The organism is Microbacterium cremeum (assembly GCF_015277855.1).
GTDB lineage: Bacteria > Actinomycetota > Actinomycetes > Actinomycetales > Microbacteriaceae > Microbacterium > Microbacterium cremeum.
Map to the genome: position 1 here is coordinate 1,952,111 of NZ_CP063812.1, position 16,874 is coordinate 1,968,984.

At 70.4% G+C, this 16,874-nt stretch carries 14 protein-coding genes; 11 read left to right on the forward strand and 3 right to left on the reverse strand.

Going from position 1 to position 16,874, the window contains the following annotated elements; genetic code table 11:
• Nucleotides 1-17 precede the first annotated feature (17 nt).
• From secD to IM778_RS08835, 3 genes are all read left to right on the forward strand, one after another.
• Nucleotides 18-1,772 carry a protein translocase subunit SecD gene (gene secD, locus IM778_RS08825; protein ID WP_194411622.1) on the forward strand — a complete coding sequence of 585 codons (1,755 nt, stop codon included), beginning with the start codon at nt 18-20 and terminating at the stop codon, nt 1,770-1,772.
• Nucleotides 1,772-2,761: a protein translocase subunit SecF gene (secF, locus tag IM778_RS08830; RefSeq protein WP_194411623.1), complete on the forward strand. Its 990-nt coding sequence runs from the start codon at nt 1,772-1,774 to the stop codon at nt 2,759-2,761. The genes secD and secF overlap by 1 nt, the downstream gene beginning before the upstream one ends.
• A gap of 68 nt (nt 2,762-2,829) precedes the next feature.
• Nucleotides 2,830-5,079, forward strand: coding sequence for a RelA/SpoT family protein (locus IM778_RS08835; RefSeq protein ID WP_194411624.1), 2,250 nt, complete (start codon nt 2,830-2,832; stop codon nt 5,077-5,079).
• Here the strand turns inward: IM778_RS08835 and IM778_RS08840 are convergent.
• From IM778_RS08840 to IM778_RS08850, 3 genes are all read right to left on the reverse strand, one after another.
• Nucleotides 5,049-5,615: a hypothetical protein gene (locus IM778_RS08840; RefSeq protein WP_194411625.1), complete on the reverse strand. Its 567-nt coding sequence runs from the start codon at nt 5,613-5,615 to the stop codon at nt 5,049-5,051. The genes IM778_RS08835 and IM778_RS08840 overlap by 31 nt on opposite strands.
• Nucleotides 5,616-5,712: 97 nt before the next feature.
• On the reverse strand, nt 5,713-7,437 hold the full coding sequence (locus IM778_RS08845) for a DUF349 domain-containing protein (RefSeq protein WP_420488852.1): 1,725 nt from the start codon (nt 7,435-7,437) through the stop codon (nt 5,713-5,715).
• Between the two features lie 99 nt (nt 7,438-7,536).
• Nucleotides 7,537-7,845 carry a dioxygenase gene (locus IM778_RS08850; RefSeq protein WP_194411626.1) on the reverse strand — a complete coding sequence of 103 codons (309 nt, stop codon included), beginning with the start codon at nt 7,843-7,845 and terminating at the stop codon, nt 7,537-7,539.
• Nucleotides 7,846-8,071: 226 nt separating this feature from the next.
• On the opposite strand from IM778_RS08850, the gene IM778_RS08855 reads away from it, so the two are divergent.
• From IM778_RS08855 to IM778_RS08890, 8 genes are all read left to right on the forward strand, one after another.
• Entirely contained in the window at nt 8,072-9,367 is a 1,296-nt protein-coding gene (locus IM778_RS08855; RefSeq protein ID WP_194411795.1) for a replication-associated recombination protein A, read from the forward strand.
• Nucleotides 9,368-9,448: 81 nt separating this feature from the next.
• Complete coding sequence (locus tag IM778_RS08860) at nt 9,449-9,835, forward strand: hypothetical protein (protein ID WP_228484812.1); 387 nt, start codon at nt 9,449-9,451, stop codon at nt 9,833-9,835.
• Between the two features lie 181 nt (nt 9,836-10,016).
• Nucleotides 10,017-10,646: a 30S ribosomal protein S4 gene (gene rpsD / locus IM778_RS08865; protein WP_194411627.1), complete on the forward strand. Its 630-nt coding sequence runs from the start codon at nt 10,017-10,019 to the stop codon at nt 10,644-10,646.
• Nucleotides 10,647-10,798: 152 nt separating this feature from the next.
• The gene (locus IM778_RS08870; protein ID WP_194411628.1) at nt 10,799-11,083 is read left to right on the forward strand and encodes an ATPase; all 285 of its coding nucleotides are present in this window, start codon (nt 10,799-10,801) and stop codon (nt 11,081-11,083) included.
• A gap of 63 nt (nt 11,084-11,146) precedes the next feature.
• Nucleotides 11,147-13,804 carry an alanine--tRNA ligase gene (gene alaS / locus IM778_RS08875; RefSeq protein WP_194411629.1) on the forward strand — a complete coding sequence of 886 codons (2,658 nt, stop codon included), beginning with the start codon at nt 11,147-11,149 and terminating at the stop codon, nt 13,802-13,804.
• Nucleotides 13,805-13,817: 13 nt separating this feature from the next.
• On the forward strand, nt 13,818-14,285 hold the full coding sequence (gene ruvX, locus IM778_RS08880) for a Holliday junction resolvase RuvX (protein WP_194411630.1): 468 nt from the start codon (nt 13,818-13,820) through the stop codon (nt 14,283-14,285).
• A 1-nt stretch (nt 14,286) separates the two neighbouring features.
• A complete protein-coding gene (gene mltG / locus IM778_RS08885) occupies nt 14,287-16,008 on the forward strand; it encodes an endolytic transglycosylase MltG (RefSeq protein WP_228484813.1) in 1,722 nt (573 codons plus the stop codon).
• Complete coding sequence (locus tag IM778_RS08890; protein ID WP_194411631.1) at nt 15,975-16,850, forward strand: shikimate dehydrogenase family protein; 876 nt, start codon at nt 15,975-15,977, stop codon at nt 16,848-16,850. The genes mltG and IM778_RS08890 overlap by 34 nt, the downstream gene beginning before the upstream one ends.
• The last annotated feature ends 24 nt before the right edge of the window (nt 16,851-16,874 follow it).

Sequence of the window (16,874 nt, forward strand, 5' to 3'; positions counted from 1 at the left end):
CTCCAGAAAGCGAAGACGTGGCGACATCCACTCCCGTCCGGCATGCGTGGCGCGCGCTCACCGGCCTCCTCGCCGTCACCGCCGTCCTCTTCGGCATCAACGGCCTCGGCGTCTACGTGTTCAACCAGAGCTCGTGGGTTCCCGAACTGGCCCTCGACCTGCAGGGCGGCACGCAGATCGTGCTCGAGGCGCAGACCGAGGACGGGGCCGACCCGTCGACGGAGCAGATGGAGCAGGCGGTCACGATCATCCGCCAGCGCGTCGACGCGTCCGGTGTCGGCGAGGCCGACGTCACGACGCAGGCCGGCAACCAGATCGTCGTCCAGATCCCCGGCCAGGCAGACGAAGAGACCCGCAACCGCATCGAGGCCTCCGCGCAGCTCCAGCTTCGCGCCGTCCTGGTGGCCGGCGCCCCGGCGAACACGTTCGTCGGCGAGGACGGCACCGCGACTCCGTATCCGACGCCCGACCCGACCCTCAACGCGACCCCCACCGTGTCGCCGACGAACGCCAGCGACCTGGCGTGGGTCACCGAGAAGCTGCAGGCCGAGTTCCTCGCCTACGACTGCGCGAACCCCGCCAATGACCCGGCGAACGCTCCGGCCGACGAGCCGCTCATCACGTGCGAGGCCGACGGCTCCGTCAAGTACATCCTCGGCCCGGTCGAGCTCGACGGGTCGTCGATCGACGACGCCACGTTCGGGCTCCAGACCACCAACAACCAGTGGGCCGTCAACCTCGACTTCGACGACGAGGGCACCCAGACCTTCGGCGAGATCAGCAAGCGCCTGTTCGGCGCCCAGCCGCCGCTGAACCAGTTCGCGTTCGTGCTCGACGGCTACGTGCTCTCGGCACCGTCGATGAACGGCCTGATCCTCGACGGCAAGCCCAGCATCACCGGCAGCTTCACGCAGGAGACGTCGAAGGTGCTCGCCGACCAGCTCAAGTACGGCGCGCTGCCGCTGAGCTTCACGGTCGAGAGCTCCAACTCGATCTCGGCGACGCTGGGTTCGCAGCAGCTTCAGATCGGACTCATCGCGGGCCTCATCGGCCTCGCGCTCGTCGCTCTGTACTCGCTGATCGTGTACCGCGCGCTGGGCTTCATCATCATCGCGTCGCTCGCCGTGATGGCCGTGCTCACGTATGTCACGCTCTGCATCCTCGCGTGGCGCATGGGCTTCCGCCTCTCGCTCGCGGGTGTCGCCGGCCTGATCGTCACGATCGGCTTCACGGCGGACTCGTTCATCGTGTACTTCGAGCGCATCCGCGACGAGCTGCGCGACGGCAAGACCATCACGAGCGCGGTCGAGGACGGCTGGGGCCGCGCGAAGCGGACGATATACATCTCGAAGTCGATCAACATCCTGGCCGCCGTCGTGCTGTACATCCTGGCCGACTCCACGGTCAAGGGATTCGCCTTCACCCTGGGACTCACGACCGCGATCGACGTCCTGATCTTCATCCTCTTCACGCACCCGGTGCTTCAGCTGCTGGCACGCACGCGGTTCTTCGGCTCGGGCCACCCGCTGTCGGGGCTCGACCCGACAGCGCTCGGGGCGGTCTACCGCGGTCGTGCGCAATTCCGCGCGCCCGTCGCCGCGACCGCGACCAGCGCAGCAGGGCGCCGTGCGGCGAAGTCGCGCGGCGAGGCGGCGCGCCGTCAGACCATCGCCGAGCGCAAGCAGGCCGAGCTCGCCGCGGCGGCGACCGGTGACGGCTCCAAGCAGACTTCGGCGAAACAGCCCGCGACCGTCAAGGAGGGAGACGACTGATGCGCTCCATGAGCCAGCTCGGTAACGACCTCTACACCGGCAAGACCTCCTTCCCGTTCATCGGGCGCCGTCGGCTGTGGTTCCTCATCGCGGCGATCCTCGTGGTCGGCTCGGCCCTGGTGCCGCTGTTCCGTCCGATCCAGTTCTCGATCGAGTTCACGGGGGGCTCGCAGTTCACGGTGAACGGGGTGCCCTCGCCCGACCAGCTGCTGGCGACCGAGGCGGTGCAGTCCGTCGTGCCCGATGCGACGACCAAGGTCGTGACGATCGGCGAGGACGCCGTGCGCGTGCAGACCGACGAGATGACGGATGCCGACAGCCGCGAGGTGTCGGCTGCCCTGGCCGAAGCCTACGACGTCCCCGAGAGCGAAGTCAGCTACACGTTCATCGGCCCCAGCTGGGGCGCCGACGTCACCCGCACCTCGCTGTGGGGGCTCGCGATCTTCCTCGCCCTCACCTTCCTGATCCTCGCCCTGTACTTCCGCACCTGGAAGATGTCGGTGTCGGCGATCATCGGCCTCGTGGATGTGCTCGTCATCACGATCGGCGTGTACGCCCTGTTCGGGTTCGAGATCTCGCCGGCCGCCGTCATCGGCTTCCTCACGATCCTGTCGTACGCGCTGTACGACACGACCGTCGTCTTCGACAAGATCCGTGAGAATACGAGCGAGGACGGAGAAGTCTCGGGTCGCACGTTCGGCGAGTCCGTGAACCTGGCCGTGAACCAGACGCTCGTGCGCTCGATCAACACGACGGTCGTGGCGGTCCTGCCGACCGGCGCCATCCTGTTCATCGGTCTCGTCTGGGTCGGCGCCCAGACCCTCACCGACCTCTCGCTCGCGATCTTCGTCGGCACGATCGTCGCCGCGTACTCCACGATCTTCGTCGCGGCGCCGCTGTACTCGCTGCTGCGCGAGAACGAGCCCGCGATCAAGGCGCGCGACGAGCGGGTGCTGGCCGCTCGCGAGCTGGCCGGCGTCCCCGCCTGATCGCCGCCGACGAGGGCCTGCGTCCGCGGGCGTAGGATTGTGAGGTCCGGCGGAGGGGAGGGATTCGTGTGACCGAGACCGTCCCGCCCGCCCAGACGTCGTCGCTGCGACGCCTCGTACCGCGCATCTTCTCCCGCTCCGCGCGTCGCGACGATGTCGAGCAGCTCCTGCGCACGGTGCGCACGCATCATCCCAAGGGCGATCTGTCGATCATCGAGCGGGCCTACTCCGTCGCAGAGCAGGCGCACGCCGGGCAGGCGCGCCAGAGCGGTGAGCCATACATCACCCATCCGCTCGCGGTCGCGCAGATCCTCGCCGATCTGGGCCTCGGACCCCGGGCGATCGCCGCGGCCCTGCTGCACGACACCGTCGAAGACACCGAGTACTCGCTCGACACCCTGACCGCCGAGTTCGGCGACGAGGTCGCGATGCTCGTCGACGGCGTCACCAAGCTCGACAAGGTCAAGTACGGCGAGAGCGCCCAGGCCGAGACGGTCCGCAAGATGATCGTGGCGATGTCGCGCGACATCCGCGTCCTGCTGATCAAGCTCGCCGACCGCCTCCACAACGCGCGAACGTGGGGATTCGTGCCGCCTGAGAAGGCGCGCAAGAAGGCCACCGAAACGCTCGAGATCTACGCGCCGCTGGCCCACCGGCTGGGCATCCAGGCGATCAAGTCCGAACTCGAGGACCTTTCCTTCGCGGTCCTGCACCCGAAGCTGTACGCCGAGATCGACAGCCTCGTCAAACAGCGCACGCCGCAGCGCGAGCAGTACGTGCAGAACGTCATCGAGGCGGTGGACACCGACCTGCGCGAGCTCCGGATCCGCGGACGCGTCATGGGCCGTCCCAAGCAGCTGTACTCGGTCTACCAGAAGATGATCGTGCGCGGGCGCGAGTTCGACGACATCTACGACCTCATCGGCATCCGCATCCTCGTCGGGAGCGTGCGCGACTGCTACGCCGTGCTGGGCGCGATCCACGCGCGCTGGACCCCGCTGCCCGGTCGCTTCAAGGACTACATCGCGACCCCCAAGTTCAACCTCTACCAGTCGCTGCACACCACGGTCATCGGGCCCGGCGGCCGCACCGTCGAGATCCAGATCCGCACGCACGAGATGCACCAGCAGGCGGAGTACGGCGTCGCGGCGCACTGGAAGTACAAAGAGCAGATGAACGGCGGCAAAGCCGACCCCAAGTCCGTCGACACGGACCTGGCCTGGCTCGCCCACATCTCGGACTGGCAGGCCGAGACCGCCGACCCCGGCGAGTTCCTCGACTCGCTGCGCTTCGAGATCGGCGCGAAGGAGGTCTACGTCTTCACGCCGAAGGGCCGCGTGATCGGGCTTCCCGCCGGTGCGACCCCGGTCGACTTCGCCTACGCCGTGCACACCGAGGTCGGCCACCGCACGATGGGGGCGAAGGTCAACGGGCGCCTGGTGCCCCTCGAGTCCGAGCTCAAGAGCGGTGACGTCGTCGAGGTGTTCACGTCGAAGAACCCCGACGCCGGTCCGAGCCAGGACTGGCTCGGGTTCGTCAAGAGCACCCGTGCGCGCAACAAGATCCGCGGCTGGTTCACCAAGGAGCGGCGCGAGGAGGCGATCGAGCAGGGCAAGGAGTCCATCGCCCGCGCGATGCGACGGCAGAACCTGCCGCTGCAGCGCCTGATGAGCCAGGACTCGTTCTCGGAGGTCGCGCATCAGCTGCGGTACGAGGACGTGTCAGCGCTTTACGCCGCCGTCGGCGAGGGCCATGTCTCGACGCAGTCCGTCATCGAGAAGGTGACGGCGCTCGTCGCCGCGAACGACACCGCGACAGGCCCCATCGACCTTCCGGCGCTCGGCCGGGCGCGCGCGCCGCGGGGCGGCGACTCGGGCATCCTGGTGCGCGGCGCCCCCGACATTCTGGTCAAGCTCGCGAAGTGCTGCACGCCGGTTCCGGGCGATCAGATCGTCGGCTTCGTGACCCGGGGCAGCGGTGTGTCGGTGCACCGCACCGACTGCACGAACGTCAAGTCGCTCATGAACGATCAGGAGCGCCTCATCGAGGTCGAGTGGGCCCCGACGACCAAGAGCGTGTTCCTCGTGCAGATCCAGGTCGAGGCGCTCGACCGCTCCGGACTGCTCAGCGACGTCACCCGCGTGCTCAGCGAGCACCACGTGAACATCCTGTCGGCGACCGTGTCGACCTCGAACGACCGTCTCGCGATCAGCCGGTTCGTCTTCGAGATGGGCGACATCGTGCACCTCGATCGCGTTCTCAACGCCGTGCGTCGCATCGACGCGGTCTACGACGTGTACCGCGTGACCTCCTCCTGAACCTCGGCCGCCAGACGGCGCAGGAATGCCATCGCGGCGCGCTTGTGGGGGAGCGCGGCGCCCTCGAGCCCGGCGATCGCCGCGGCGACGGCATCCCGGTCCGCCCCCGCGAGCAGGCGTGCGGCGCGCGCATGCTCGTCGTCGTCGACACGCGAGAGGTCGGCCAGGGTCTTAGGCACCGTGGTCACGCGCACGCCGCCGATCAGCTGCAGGTCCTCCGCCGAGAGCGCACGGTCGCGATAGACGACCTGACGGTCGGGAACGACATGCAGGCGCCGCGACACCGCCCGCTGCACGGTGTGCCGCGCCGGCTGCCGGGGGAGAGCCCCGTGGATCCAGGCCGCCGTCAGGTGCGTCGCGGCCAGCGTCTCGCCGAGCACGGGAAGGAGCGATCCTGCCCGCAATGCCGGCGTCTCGACGGCGTCCGCCGGGATGTACGCGTCTCCGAGTTCGACGAGGTCGCCGTCCAGGCAGGCCGCGGTCAGCTCGGCACGCGACAGCCGGTCGCCTGCGAAGTACAGGAACGGGGAGGCCATGGGGGAAGTGTGCCCCAAAGGACGACCGCGCGGATGCCGCGACCGCGTGCCCTGTGGACAAACCCGGCCGGCACCACCCGCGCGGCGGTCCGCGGACTCAGCCGCCGAGGGCCGACAGCCAGGACTTCCGTGCTTCGAGGGCCTCGGTCGCGGTCGCGATCGCCTTCTTGTCTCCCGACTTCTTCGCCGCTTCGAGCTCGTCCTCCAGCTTCTGGATGGAATCCATCAGCTGGCGGGTCATGTCGTTCGCACGCGCTTTGGTCTCGGGGTCGTTGCGCTTCCAGTCCGTCTCTTCGCGTGAACGCAGCGCCTGCTCGATCTTGCGGAGCTCGTCGTCGAGGGCGCGCTCGGCGTCGCGCGGGAAGATGCGGCCGATGTCGTCCCACTGCCGCTGCACGTTGGTGAGCAGGGATCGCGCCTTCGCGAGGTCGCGTTCGTCGGCGACGGCCTTCGCCTGCTCGAGCAGGGCGCGCTTGGCCTCGATCTTCTCTCGCGAAGCCTCGGCGTCGGCGGCTTCGCGCTCGATGCGCGCGCCGTACAGCGCGTCGCCCGCGGCCTTGAAGCGTGCCCAGAGGGCATCGTCGACCTTCTTGCCGGCCCGACCGGCGGTCTTCCACTGGTCGAGCAGCTCGCGATACGCGGGGATGCCGTCCTCGCCCTTGGGAGCCAGCGCCTCGGCCTTCTCGACCAGGCGGGTCTTGCGGTCGCGGACGCCCTTGTGCGCCTCGTCGAGCTCGGCGTAGAACGCGCGGCGGTGCTTGTCGACGGTGGCGCGGGCATCGCGGAATCGCTTCCAGAGCTGCTGCGCGGTGGACTTCGGCAGCCGGGGACCGTGCTGCTGCTGCGACTGCCACTGGTCGAACAGCGCGTTCAGGTCGGCGGTCGCCTGCTTCCACTGCACCGAGCGCGGGTCGCGGGCGGCGAGAGCCTCCGCCTTCTCGACGAGCTCGGTGCGCGCCTTCACGGCGTCGTCGACGGCCTGGCGTGCGGCGGCGGCCTCGGTGGCCGACTCCGCCGAGAGCGTCTCGGTGAGTGCGGCGATGCGCGTCTCGAGGCCCGCGAGGTCGCCCACGGCGGCGGCGCCCTCGATCTTCGCCTGCAGCGCGCGTGCGGTGGTGCGCAGATCGGACGCCGTGGCGCCGCCGCGACGGTGGCGCACCTCGAGCAGCGTCACCTCGCCGGCGAGATCGGCGTACTTGCGCTCGAAGTACGCGAGCGCCTCCTCGGGCGACCCGTCAGGGTACTGCCCGACGACGCGCCATCCTCCGGCTTCGCGCACCGACACGGTGCCGTCGTCGTCGACGCGGCCCCACGGCTCGTCGCTGCCACTGGTGGCCGGACGCGCCGCCGCGCGGCCTCCCATCGCGGCCATGATGTCGGCCGGCGACGCGGGTGCGGGCCGTGCCGGCGCGGGCGCCGCTGCCTCGTCGTCGGCGGTCGGCTCTGCCGCGGACTCAGCCTCAGCCTCGGCCTCAGCGGGCACAGGCTCAGCCTCAGCGGGCACAGGCTCGGCGTCCGCCGCCGGCTCCGCGGCCGTGGGCTCGGTGGCGGGCTCAGCGCCCGGCTCGGCGACCGTGGGTTCAGTCTCGGCCCCGGCTGCCTCGTCGGCCTCACCGGCGGCGGGCTCGGCCTGCGCCTGCGCGCCGGACTCGCTCGGCTCGGCCGGCGCGTCGTCCGAGGAGGCGGCGTCAGGCGCATCGTCGGAGGCGGCGGCGACGTTCTCCGCCGCCACGACTTCGTCGGCGGTGGACGCCTCGGAACCGCTGGTCTCGGGGCTCTCGAGAGCGTCGTTGTCGGGCTGGGGGTCTGCTGCGGCAGTCACGGGATGCACCTCATCACGGCTTGCGCCGTCTGTGGGAGTAGGACGGCTCACAAGCCTAGTACGGCGGATGCCTCGTTCCCGGTGACTCGGATCTCCGTGTCAGGGAGTCGGGGTGGGTTCGCCGCTCGGGTCGGGAGCCGGTGCGGTGTCCGTGGGGCTCGGCGTCATGCCTGTGGGAGTCGGCGTGGGAACAGGCTCGGGCGCTCCCGGACCGGCGACGAAGTACACCGTCTGGGCGGCGACGATCCCGACGATCAACAGGCCGCCGGCGATCCCGGCGATCAGGTTGTCACGTGTGCGGCGCCGGGCCTGACCCTGGTGGAACTGACGACGCGCCTGATACAGCCGCGTCCGCTCGCGCGCTGCGCGTGCCTCGCGATCCTTCCGGTCCTTCGATCCGACCGCCACGGCGCCTCCTTCGATCCGGACCCTCCGCCCGGGCCGGGTTGATCCTACGGCGCGGCCGGTGCACCGGCCAAACCTCGCCCGGTCCGGTGTCGCACCCGCGGGATAGCCTGGAAAGGTGACAACCCCCGTTCCCTCTCCGCGCGCGGCCGGCGCGTCGCGCGGAGCCTCGGGGAGCGCGGGCACGCCGGCGGCCCTGTTCCAGGGGCAGACCCCGCTCGCGGTGCGCATGCGACCCACCTCGCTGGATGAGGTCGCGGGTCAGTCGCACCTCTTGCGCCCGGGATCGCCACTGGTCGCCCTGGCCAATCCCGACGCGCCGACCCGCGCCGCGACATCCGTCATCCTGTGGGGGCCTCCTGGAACGGGCAAGACGACCCTCGCCCAGGCGATCGCGCGCTCGTCGGGTCGGCGTTTCGTCGAGTTGTCGGCGGTCACCGCGGGCGTGCGCGACGTGCGCGAGGTCATGCAGGAGGCGCTGACCCAGCGCGACCTGTACGACCAGTCGACGATCCTGTTCCTCGACGAGATCCACCGCTTCACCAAGGCGCAGCAGGACGCGCTCCTCCCGGGCGTCGAGAACGGATGGGTCGTGCTGATCGCCGCCACGACCGAGAACCCGTCGTTCTCGGTGATCTCGCCCCTGCTGTCCCGCTCGCTCCTGCTGACCCTCAAGCCGCTCACCGACGACGACCTGCGCATGCTCGTCGACCGCGCCGTCGCGGACCCCCGTGGCCTGGCCGCGACCGTCTCGCTCGGCGACGATGCGAAGGATGCGCTGGTCAGACTCGCCTCGGGCGATGCGCGCCGAGCGCTCACCGCACTCGAGGCCGCGGCATCCCTCGCCGTCCCCGCCGATGACGACGACGGGACGGATGCCGAGACCCTGCCCTCGATCACGGCCGAGCATGTCGCGCAGGCCGTCGACCGCGCACTGCTGCGCTACGACCGGCAGGGCGACGAGCACTACGACGTCATCAGCGCCTTCATCAAGTCGATCAGGGGCTCCGACGTCGACGCCGCGATCCACTATCTCGCGCGCATGATCGAGGCGGGGGAGGACCCGCGGTTCATCGCGCGGCGCCTGATCATCTCGGCCGCCGAAGACATCGGGCTGGCCGACCCCCAGGCGCTGCCGATCGCCGTCGCGGCCGCCGACGCCGTGCAGTTCATCGGCATGCCCGAGGGCCGCATCCCACTGGCAGAGGCGACGGCGTACCTCGCGACCACCGCGAAGTCGAACGCCGCCTACCTCGCGATCGACGCGGCCATCGCCGACGTGCGCGCGGGTGGGTTCGGGCGCGTGCCGGTGCATCTGCGCGACGCCCACTATCCCGGCGCGAAGCGGCTCGGCCACGGCAAGGGGTACGTGTACCCGCACGACTCCGAGATCGGCGTCGCACCGCAGCAGTACCTGCCCGACGAGCTCCGCGGTCGTCGCTACTACGCGCCGAAGTCGCTCGGCGCCGAACGCGACGTCCAGGCCCGTCTCGAGAAGATCCGCCGCATCCTGGACGGCGACTGACGTCCCTCAGTGGAAGATCCATATCCCTTGTAGGGATATGGTAGGTCGCGTGCATCAGGTGATCCACGAGGAGCTTCGGCTGTGAACACGCCGGCCGTCATCGCGAGCCTCGTGGCGTGCGCCGTGCTCGGTGCCCTCGCCGTGCTGCAGCTGTGCGTCGCCGCGGGCGCACCGTGGGGCCGCCTGGTGTGGGGCGGGCAGCACCGTGTGCTGCCGACGCGGCTGCGAGTGGGAAGTGCCGTCGCCGTCGCCCTGTACACCGGAATCGCCGTGGTGCTGGCCAGCCGAGCCGGACTCCTTCCCGGTGGCGACACCGTCGTCGTCCGCGTGCTCACGTGGGTGCTCTTCGCCTACTTCGTCGTCGGCATCGCGATGAACGCGATCTCGCGCAGCCGCACCGAACGACTCACGATGACCCCGGTGTGCATCGTGCTCGCCGCCGCGACCCTCGTCGTCGCGCTCAGCTGAGGCCAAAGGGCACCGACAGCAGGTCTGGTAAGCTAGAGCGGCTCGAAACCGAGTTTTCGGGCATCCCCTCTCTTCTTCACCACCTTCCGGCATGCCCCGGCGTGCAGTCCGGAAGGGCGAAGAGGGGCGATACGCCCGCGAGCCGTGAAAGACACGGCAGCGTCATCGAAAGGAACACTTCGTGGCTACGAAGTCCCAGGACCGCCGCAAGGTGCGTCTGTCGCGCGCCCTCGGCGTCGCACTCACCCCCAAGGCGGCCAAGTACCTCGAGAAGCGTCCCTACGCTCCGGGCGAGCACGGCCGCACCAAGCGCAAGCAGGACAGCGACTACGCCGTCCGTCTTCGCGAGAAGCAGCGTCTGCGCGAGCAGTACGGCATCCGCGAGAAGCAGCTGCGCATCCAGTTCGAGGAGGCCCGCCGCACCCAGGGCCTGACCGGTGAGAACCTCGTCGAGCAGCTCGAGATGCGTCTCGACGCCCTCGTGGTCCGCGCCGGCTTCGCCCGCACCACCGCGCAGGCCCGCCAGCTCGTCGTGCACCGCCACATCCTCGTGGACGGCCAGCTCGTCGACCGCCCGTCGTTCCGCGTGAAGCCGGGTCAGCTCATCCACGTCAAGCCCAAGAGCGAGGGCCTCGAGCCCTTCCAGGTGGCGGCCGCCGGCGGTCACGCCGACGTCCTGCCCCCGGTTCCGGGCTACCTCGAGGTCGAGCTCGACAAGCTCCAGGCCCGTCTCGTGCGTCGCCCCAAGCGCGCCGAGGTCCCCGTGACCTGTGAAGTGCAGCTCGTCGTCGAGTACTACGCCGCCCGCTAAGGCTGCGACCGGACGCGGCGCGGTTCGCGTTCCGTCTCGCTTCGCTCGCTCAGCGACCGGAGCACGAAGGGCGTCGGGGAGACCCGGCGCCCTTCGTCATTTCGCTCTACGATGGAGGGATGCCGCGCCCGGCGGCCGCGAGGAGTGCTGACATGAAGACCCTGGTGTGGTTCCTGTTCGGAGTTGCCGGTGGATTCGTCGTGGCCCACTTCATGAACAAGGACCCGCGGGGGCACGAGATCCTCGCCGACGTCGATGCCCGCATCACCGAGTTCACCGACCGCATCGCGGACGCCTACCGCGAGCAGGAGTCGCGGTTCGCGGGACTGGTCGAGGACGCCCGGGGTGCTGCGGCCGAGACCGTCGCGAACGCCAAGGCGGCAGCATCCGACGCCGCCGACGCAGCCTCCGAGACCGCACGAAAGCTCACCGACTGATCCAGCGATCATGCCGTCCCCGGTCGGGCCGGGGCGGATGACCGCGCCATGGCAAGGACCCGAATGAAGACCGCCGAGATCGCCCAGCGCTTCCTCGACTATTTCGAGAAGAACGGCCACACCATCGTGCCGTCGGCATCGCTCGTGACCGACGACCCTGCGCTGCTGTTCACGGTGGCGGGCATGGTCCCGTTCATCCCGTACCTCTCGGGCGACGTGCCCGCGCCGTACCCGCGGGCGGCCGACAACCAGAAGTGCATCCGCACCAACGACATCGAAGAGGTCGGCAAGACGCCGCGTCACGGCACGTTCTTCCAGATGCTCGGCAACTGGTCGTTCGGCGACTACTTCAAGGAGGGCGCGATCCGCTACGCGTGGGATCTGCTCACCGCGCCCGAGGCGGACGGCGGCCTCGGCTTCGACCCGAAGGACCTGTGGGTCACCGTGTACGAGGAGGACGACGAGGCGCACGACCTCTGGCTGCGCCTCACCGAGCTGCCCGAAGAGCGCATCCAGCGTCTCGGCAAAGACACGAACTACTGGAGCACGGGCCTGCCCGGCCCTGCTGGACCCTGCTCCGAGATCTTCTTCGACCGCGGTCCCGCGTACGGCATCGACGGCGGACCGGCCACCGACGACGACCGGTACGTGGAGATCTGGAACCTCGTGTTCATGCAGTACGAGATCACGAACGTCCGATCGAAGTACGACTTCGACATCGTGGGGGAGCTGCCCGCGAAGAACATCGACACCGGCATGGGCCTGGAGCGCATCGCGTTCATCAAGCAGGGCGTCGACAACATGTACGAGACCGATCAGGTGCGCCCGGTGCTCGACAAGGCGGTCGAGCTCTCTGGCCGCACCTACGGAGCGAACCACGACGACGATGTGCGCTTCCGCGTCGTCGCCGACCACGTCCGCTCCTCGCTCATGCTCATGTCGGATGGCGTCACGCCGTCCAACGACGGCCGTGGCTACATCCTGCGGCGCCTCATGCGTCGCGCGATCCGCTCGATGCGGCTGCTCGGCGTGGACGGACCGACGTTCGGCGAGCTTTTCACGGCCTCCCGCGATGCCATGAAGGACGCGTACCCGGAGGTCGAGGCCGACTGGCCGCGCATCTCGCAGTACGCCCTCGCCGAGGAGGCGACGTTCCTGCGGACCCTCGCCGCGGGTGAGACGATCCTCGACGACTCGCTGGCCGCGACGAAGAAGGCCGGCGGGACGACGATAGACGGTGCCGAGGCCTTCCTGCTGCACGACACCTACGGGTTCCCGATCGATCTCACGCTCGAGATCGCCGAGGAGGCCGGGCTCACGGTCGACCGCGGCGCCTTCGACAGCCTCATGCAGGAGCAGCGCGCCCGCGCCAAGGCCGACGCCCGCGCACGCAAGCGCCAGCTCGCCGACACCAGCGTGTACCGCGACCTGCGTGCGAAGGGCGAGACGGTCTTCACGGGGTACACCGACCTCGAGACCGAGTCGCGCGTCCTCGGCATCCTGGTCGACGGCGCTCCGGTCGACCGCGCGAGCGCGGGCCAGATCGCCGAGGTGATCCTCGCCGAGACCGCCCTGTACGCCGAGTCCGGCGGCCAGGTGGCCGACAAGGGCGTGATCGTGGGCCCCGGCTACGAGCTCGAGGTGCTCGACGTGCAGAAGCCGGTCGCGGGCCTGGTCAGCCACACCGTGGAGGTGACGTCCGGCGAGGTGGGAGTCGACCAGCCGGCGACCTCGATCGTGGACGCCGCGAACCGCCGCTCCGCGCGGCAGGCCCACTCCGCGACGCACCTGGTGCACGCGGCGCTGCGCGACACTCTCGGCAAGACGGCGACCCAGGCCGGGTCGCTCAACCGCGCCGGCTACATGCGCTTCGACTTCACGTGGGGCCAGGCGCTCTCGGACGCCACGAAGACCGAGATCGAAGAGATCGCCAACAACGCCGTGCGCGACAACCTCGAGGTGACCACGCGCGTGCTCGCGCTGGACGAGGCGCGTTCGCTCGGTGCCATGGCCCTGTTCGGCGAGAAGTACGGCGACACAGTGCGCATGGTCGACATCGGCGGTCCCTGGTCGCGTGAGCTCTGCGCGGGGACGCACGTGTCGACCAGCGCCGAGATCGGCGTCATCAGCCTCGTCGGCGAGTCGTCGGTGGGCGCGTCGAACCGCCGCGTCGAGGCGCTGGTCGGACTCGACGCGTTCCGGTCGCTGGCGGCCGAGCGTGCGCTGGTGTCGCAGCTGACGTCGACGCTGAAGGCTCCGCGGGAGCAGCTTCCCGCGCGGATCGCCGAGCTGCAGGCGAGCCTCAAGGCAGCCGAGAAGAAGATCGCGGCGCTCGAGGCGAAGGCCCTCGGCGACCGTCTGCCGGCGCTCGTCGCCGCCGCCGGCCGTGTGAACGGCACCCGCGTGGTGGCGGAGTCGCTCGGCGCGGCGTCGTCGGCCGACGACGTGCGCTCGCTCGCGCTGCAGGTGCGAGAGCGCCTGGGCTCGGACGCGGCCGTGGTCGCGCTCGGCGCCGAGGTGAACGGGCGCCCGGTGGTGATCGTGGCGACGAACGAGGCTGCACGCTCCGCCGGCGCGAAGGCCGGGGCCCTCGCGAAGGGCGCCGCTTCGGTGCTCGGCGGTGGCGGCGGCGGTCGTGACGACGTCGCGCAGGGCGGGGGGACGGATGCTGCGGCCCTGCCGGCGGCACTGGCCTCGGTGAAGGACGCACTCGGCGCGTGAACGGACGGCTCCGATGAGCGGATTCCGGCGGGGCGCACGCCTCGGCGTCGATGTGGGCACGGCTCGCGTCGGCGTCGCGCGCAGCGACCCGGACGGGCTCCTGGCCACCCCGGTCGAGACCGTCCCGCGCGACGAGGGGGCGGTCGCTCGCGTCGTCGCGCTCGCGCAGGAGCACTCGGTCGTCGAGATCCTGGTCGGGCTGCCCCTGAATCTCCGCGGCGAGGACACCCGTTCGACGCTCGACGCACGGGAGTTCGCCGCAGCGGTGGCCGAGGCGGCCGGGACACCCGTGCGCCTGATTGACGAACGACTTTCGACCGTGTCGGCACACGCGGCGCTGCGCGGTGCGGGCAGAACCCAGCGTTCCTCGCGTAGCATCGTTGACCAGGTCGCCGCAGTCGTCCTGCTGCAGCAAGCCCTCGACGTCGAGAAGAGCACAGGACGGCCCCCCGGCATCCCCGTCCCCCAGGAGCCCGCCTGACATGCCCGAATCAACGCCCGACGATCCCTTCGCGGACCTGTTCGGCAGACTCGCCGACTCTCGCGCACGCTCCGAGGCCGACACCGACGGCTCCGCGGGCACGACATCACCCGCTCCGAAGCCACCTGTGAACCCCGAGGGAGCGCCGCCATCGCGTCGCGCGGCCCGTGAGGCGGCACGGCGGGCTGCGGCGGGCGAGACCCCGGCATCGGCCGCACCCTCGTCCGACGGGGCCACGGCGCGCGAGCCCGCGCCGTCCGTCACCGCCGCCCGTGCCGCTGCCGCCGGCACCGTGCCCGACGTGCCTGCGGGCGCCGAGACCGGTGCCGGGTTCCAGCCGGTTCCGCTGCGCACGCCCCGGCCCACGCAGCCGGTCGACATCGTCGAGACCGAAGGCCCGGCGCAAGATCCGTGGATCTTCTCCGGCGCGACCCCCGCGATGCCGTACAGCCGCACCGGCGCCACCGCCACCGTGGCCGCCGGCACGGCCTCGCAGGCGCCCGGCGACACGGCCACGGACGCGGGCCGCCGACGCACGGACGCCGGCTCGCCGAAGCCCGCGCCGGCCACCCTCGACGATCTGTTCACCGGCGCGTCCTCGACCGACGAACTCGGGGACGCGCCGCCTCCGCGCAACAAACGCCGCCGCCGCATCGGCGGATGGATCGCGCTCGGCGTGGTGCTGGTCGTCCTCGGCGGGATCGCAGGCGGCGCCTGGTACGTGTGGTCGACCTACGAGAAGCAGATCCGCGAGGTCATGGGCTGGCAGGAGTCCCAGGAGTACGAGGCGGGCATGGCGAACGGCGAGGCGTTCATCACCATCGAATCGGGCGACACCGGTTCGCCGATCTCGCAGAAGCTCCACGACGCGGGCGTGACGAAGACCCCCGACGCGTTCTACGACTACCTCATCAAGAGCCGACAGGACCCTCCGTTCCAGCCGGGCGTGTTCAAGCTGCAGAAGCAGATGACCTCCGAGGCCGCACTGGCGGCGCTGATGGACCCCGCGAACAAGATGGAGCTGACGGCTCAGATCCCCGAGGGCTTCACCGTCGACGGCACGCTCGAGCGACTCGCCGAGGGTACCGGCATCCCGCTGGAGGAGTTCGAGGCCGCCCGGGCCGACCCGTCCGTCTACCGCGTCCCCGCCGACAGCCTCGAGGGCTGGCTGTTTCCAGCGACCTACACCTTCGACCCCGGCGTCACCGCGCAGTCCGCCATCCAGACACTCGTCAACCGCACGATCCAGTCGCTCGACGAGGCCGGCGTCGCGCCGGAAGACCGGCAGCGCATCCTCACGATCGCGTCGATCATCCAGCGCGAGGCACGCTACGAGCAGGACATGCAGAAGGTCTCGCGTGTCATCCAGAACCGCCTCGATCCGAGCAACCAGGAGACGTTCGGCCTGCTGCAGATGGACTCGACGGCCCAGTACGGCATCGGCGAGGACGACGGCACCGTGAGCTCGTCGGAGGAGGCGCTCACCGACGACAATCCGTGGAACACGTACGTGCACCCTGGACTGCCGATCGGTCCGATCGCCAACCCTGGCGACGTCGCGATCAACGCGGCGATGCACCCGGCCGACGGTGACTGGCTGTACTTCGTGACGGTGAACCTCGACACCGGCGAGACGATCTTCACGAACAACCTCGCGGACCACAACCGCGCCGTCCGGCAGTGGCAGCAGTGGTGCTCCGACAACCCGGACTCGGGGTGCTGAGCCCCGACGCGACGCGGCTGGAGGTGTGGGGCGACCCGATCAGCCACAGCCGGTCCCCACACCTGCACACGGCCGCGTACGCGGTGCTCGGTCTTGCGTGGGAGTACGGCAGCCGTCAGGTGTCCGAGGCGGCGTTCAGGGCAGAGCTTGCCGGTCTCGACCGCACGTGGCGCGGCCTGTCGCTCACGATGCCGCTGAAGGGTGAGGCGTTCACGGCGGCAGCGGTGCTCGACCGCCACGCCGAGCTGACCGGCGCCGCCAACACCCTGCTGCTGGATGCCGGCGGGCACCACGGGTTCAACACCGATGTCGGCGGGATCGTCCGAGCCCTGGCCGAGGACGGTATCGCCGCGGTGCCCACCGCCCGCATCATCGGCGCGGGCGCCACCGCCACGTCGGCGCTCGTGGCCGTCGCGGAACTGGGCGCGCATCTGGTGGAAGTCGTCGCTCGGCGCCCCGAGGCCGTCCAGCCCCTTCGCGCGCTGGGGGAGCTACTGGGCGTGGACGTCGTCGCGGCGTCGTTCGCGGCATCCCGCCACGCCGACGTCCCCCTCACGATCGCCACCCTCCCGGGCGACGCCCGCATCGAGGATGCCGCCGCCGACGCGCTGGCGAGCGCCGGGGGACTGCTCCTCGACGTCGTCTACGGGCATTGGCCCACCGCTCTCTCGGAAGCGTGGGCGCGTGCCGGCCGCCCGGCGCGGTCGGGTCTCGGGATGCTGCTGCACCAGGCCGTGCTCCAGATCCGGATCTTCGCGACCGGCGACGCCGACGCGCCGCTGGAGCACGAGGACGCCGTCATCGCCGCCATGCGCGCCGCCGTCGCGCCCCCCGCGGCGTAACCGTCGCCGGGCACGTGGGAGACT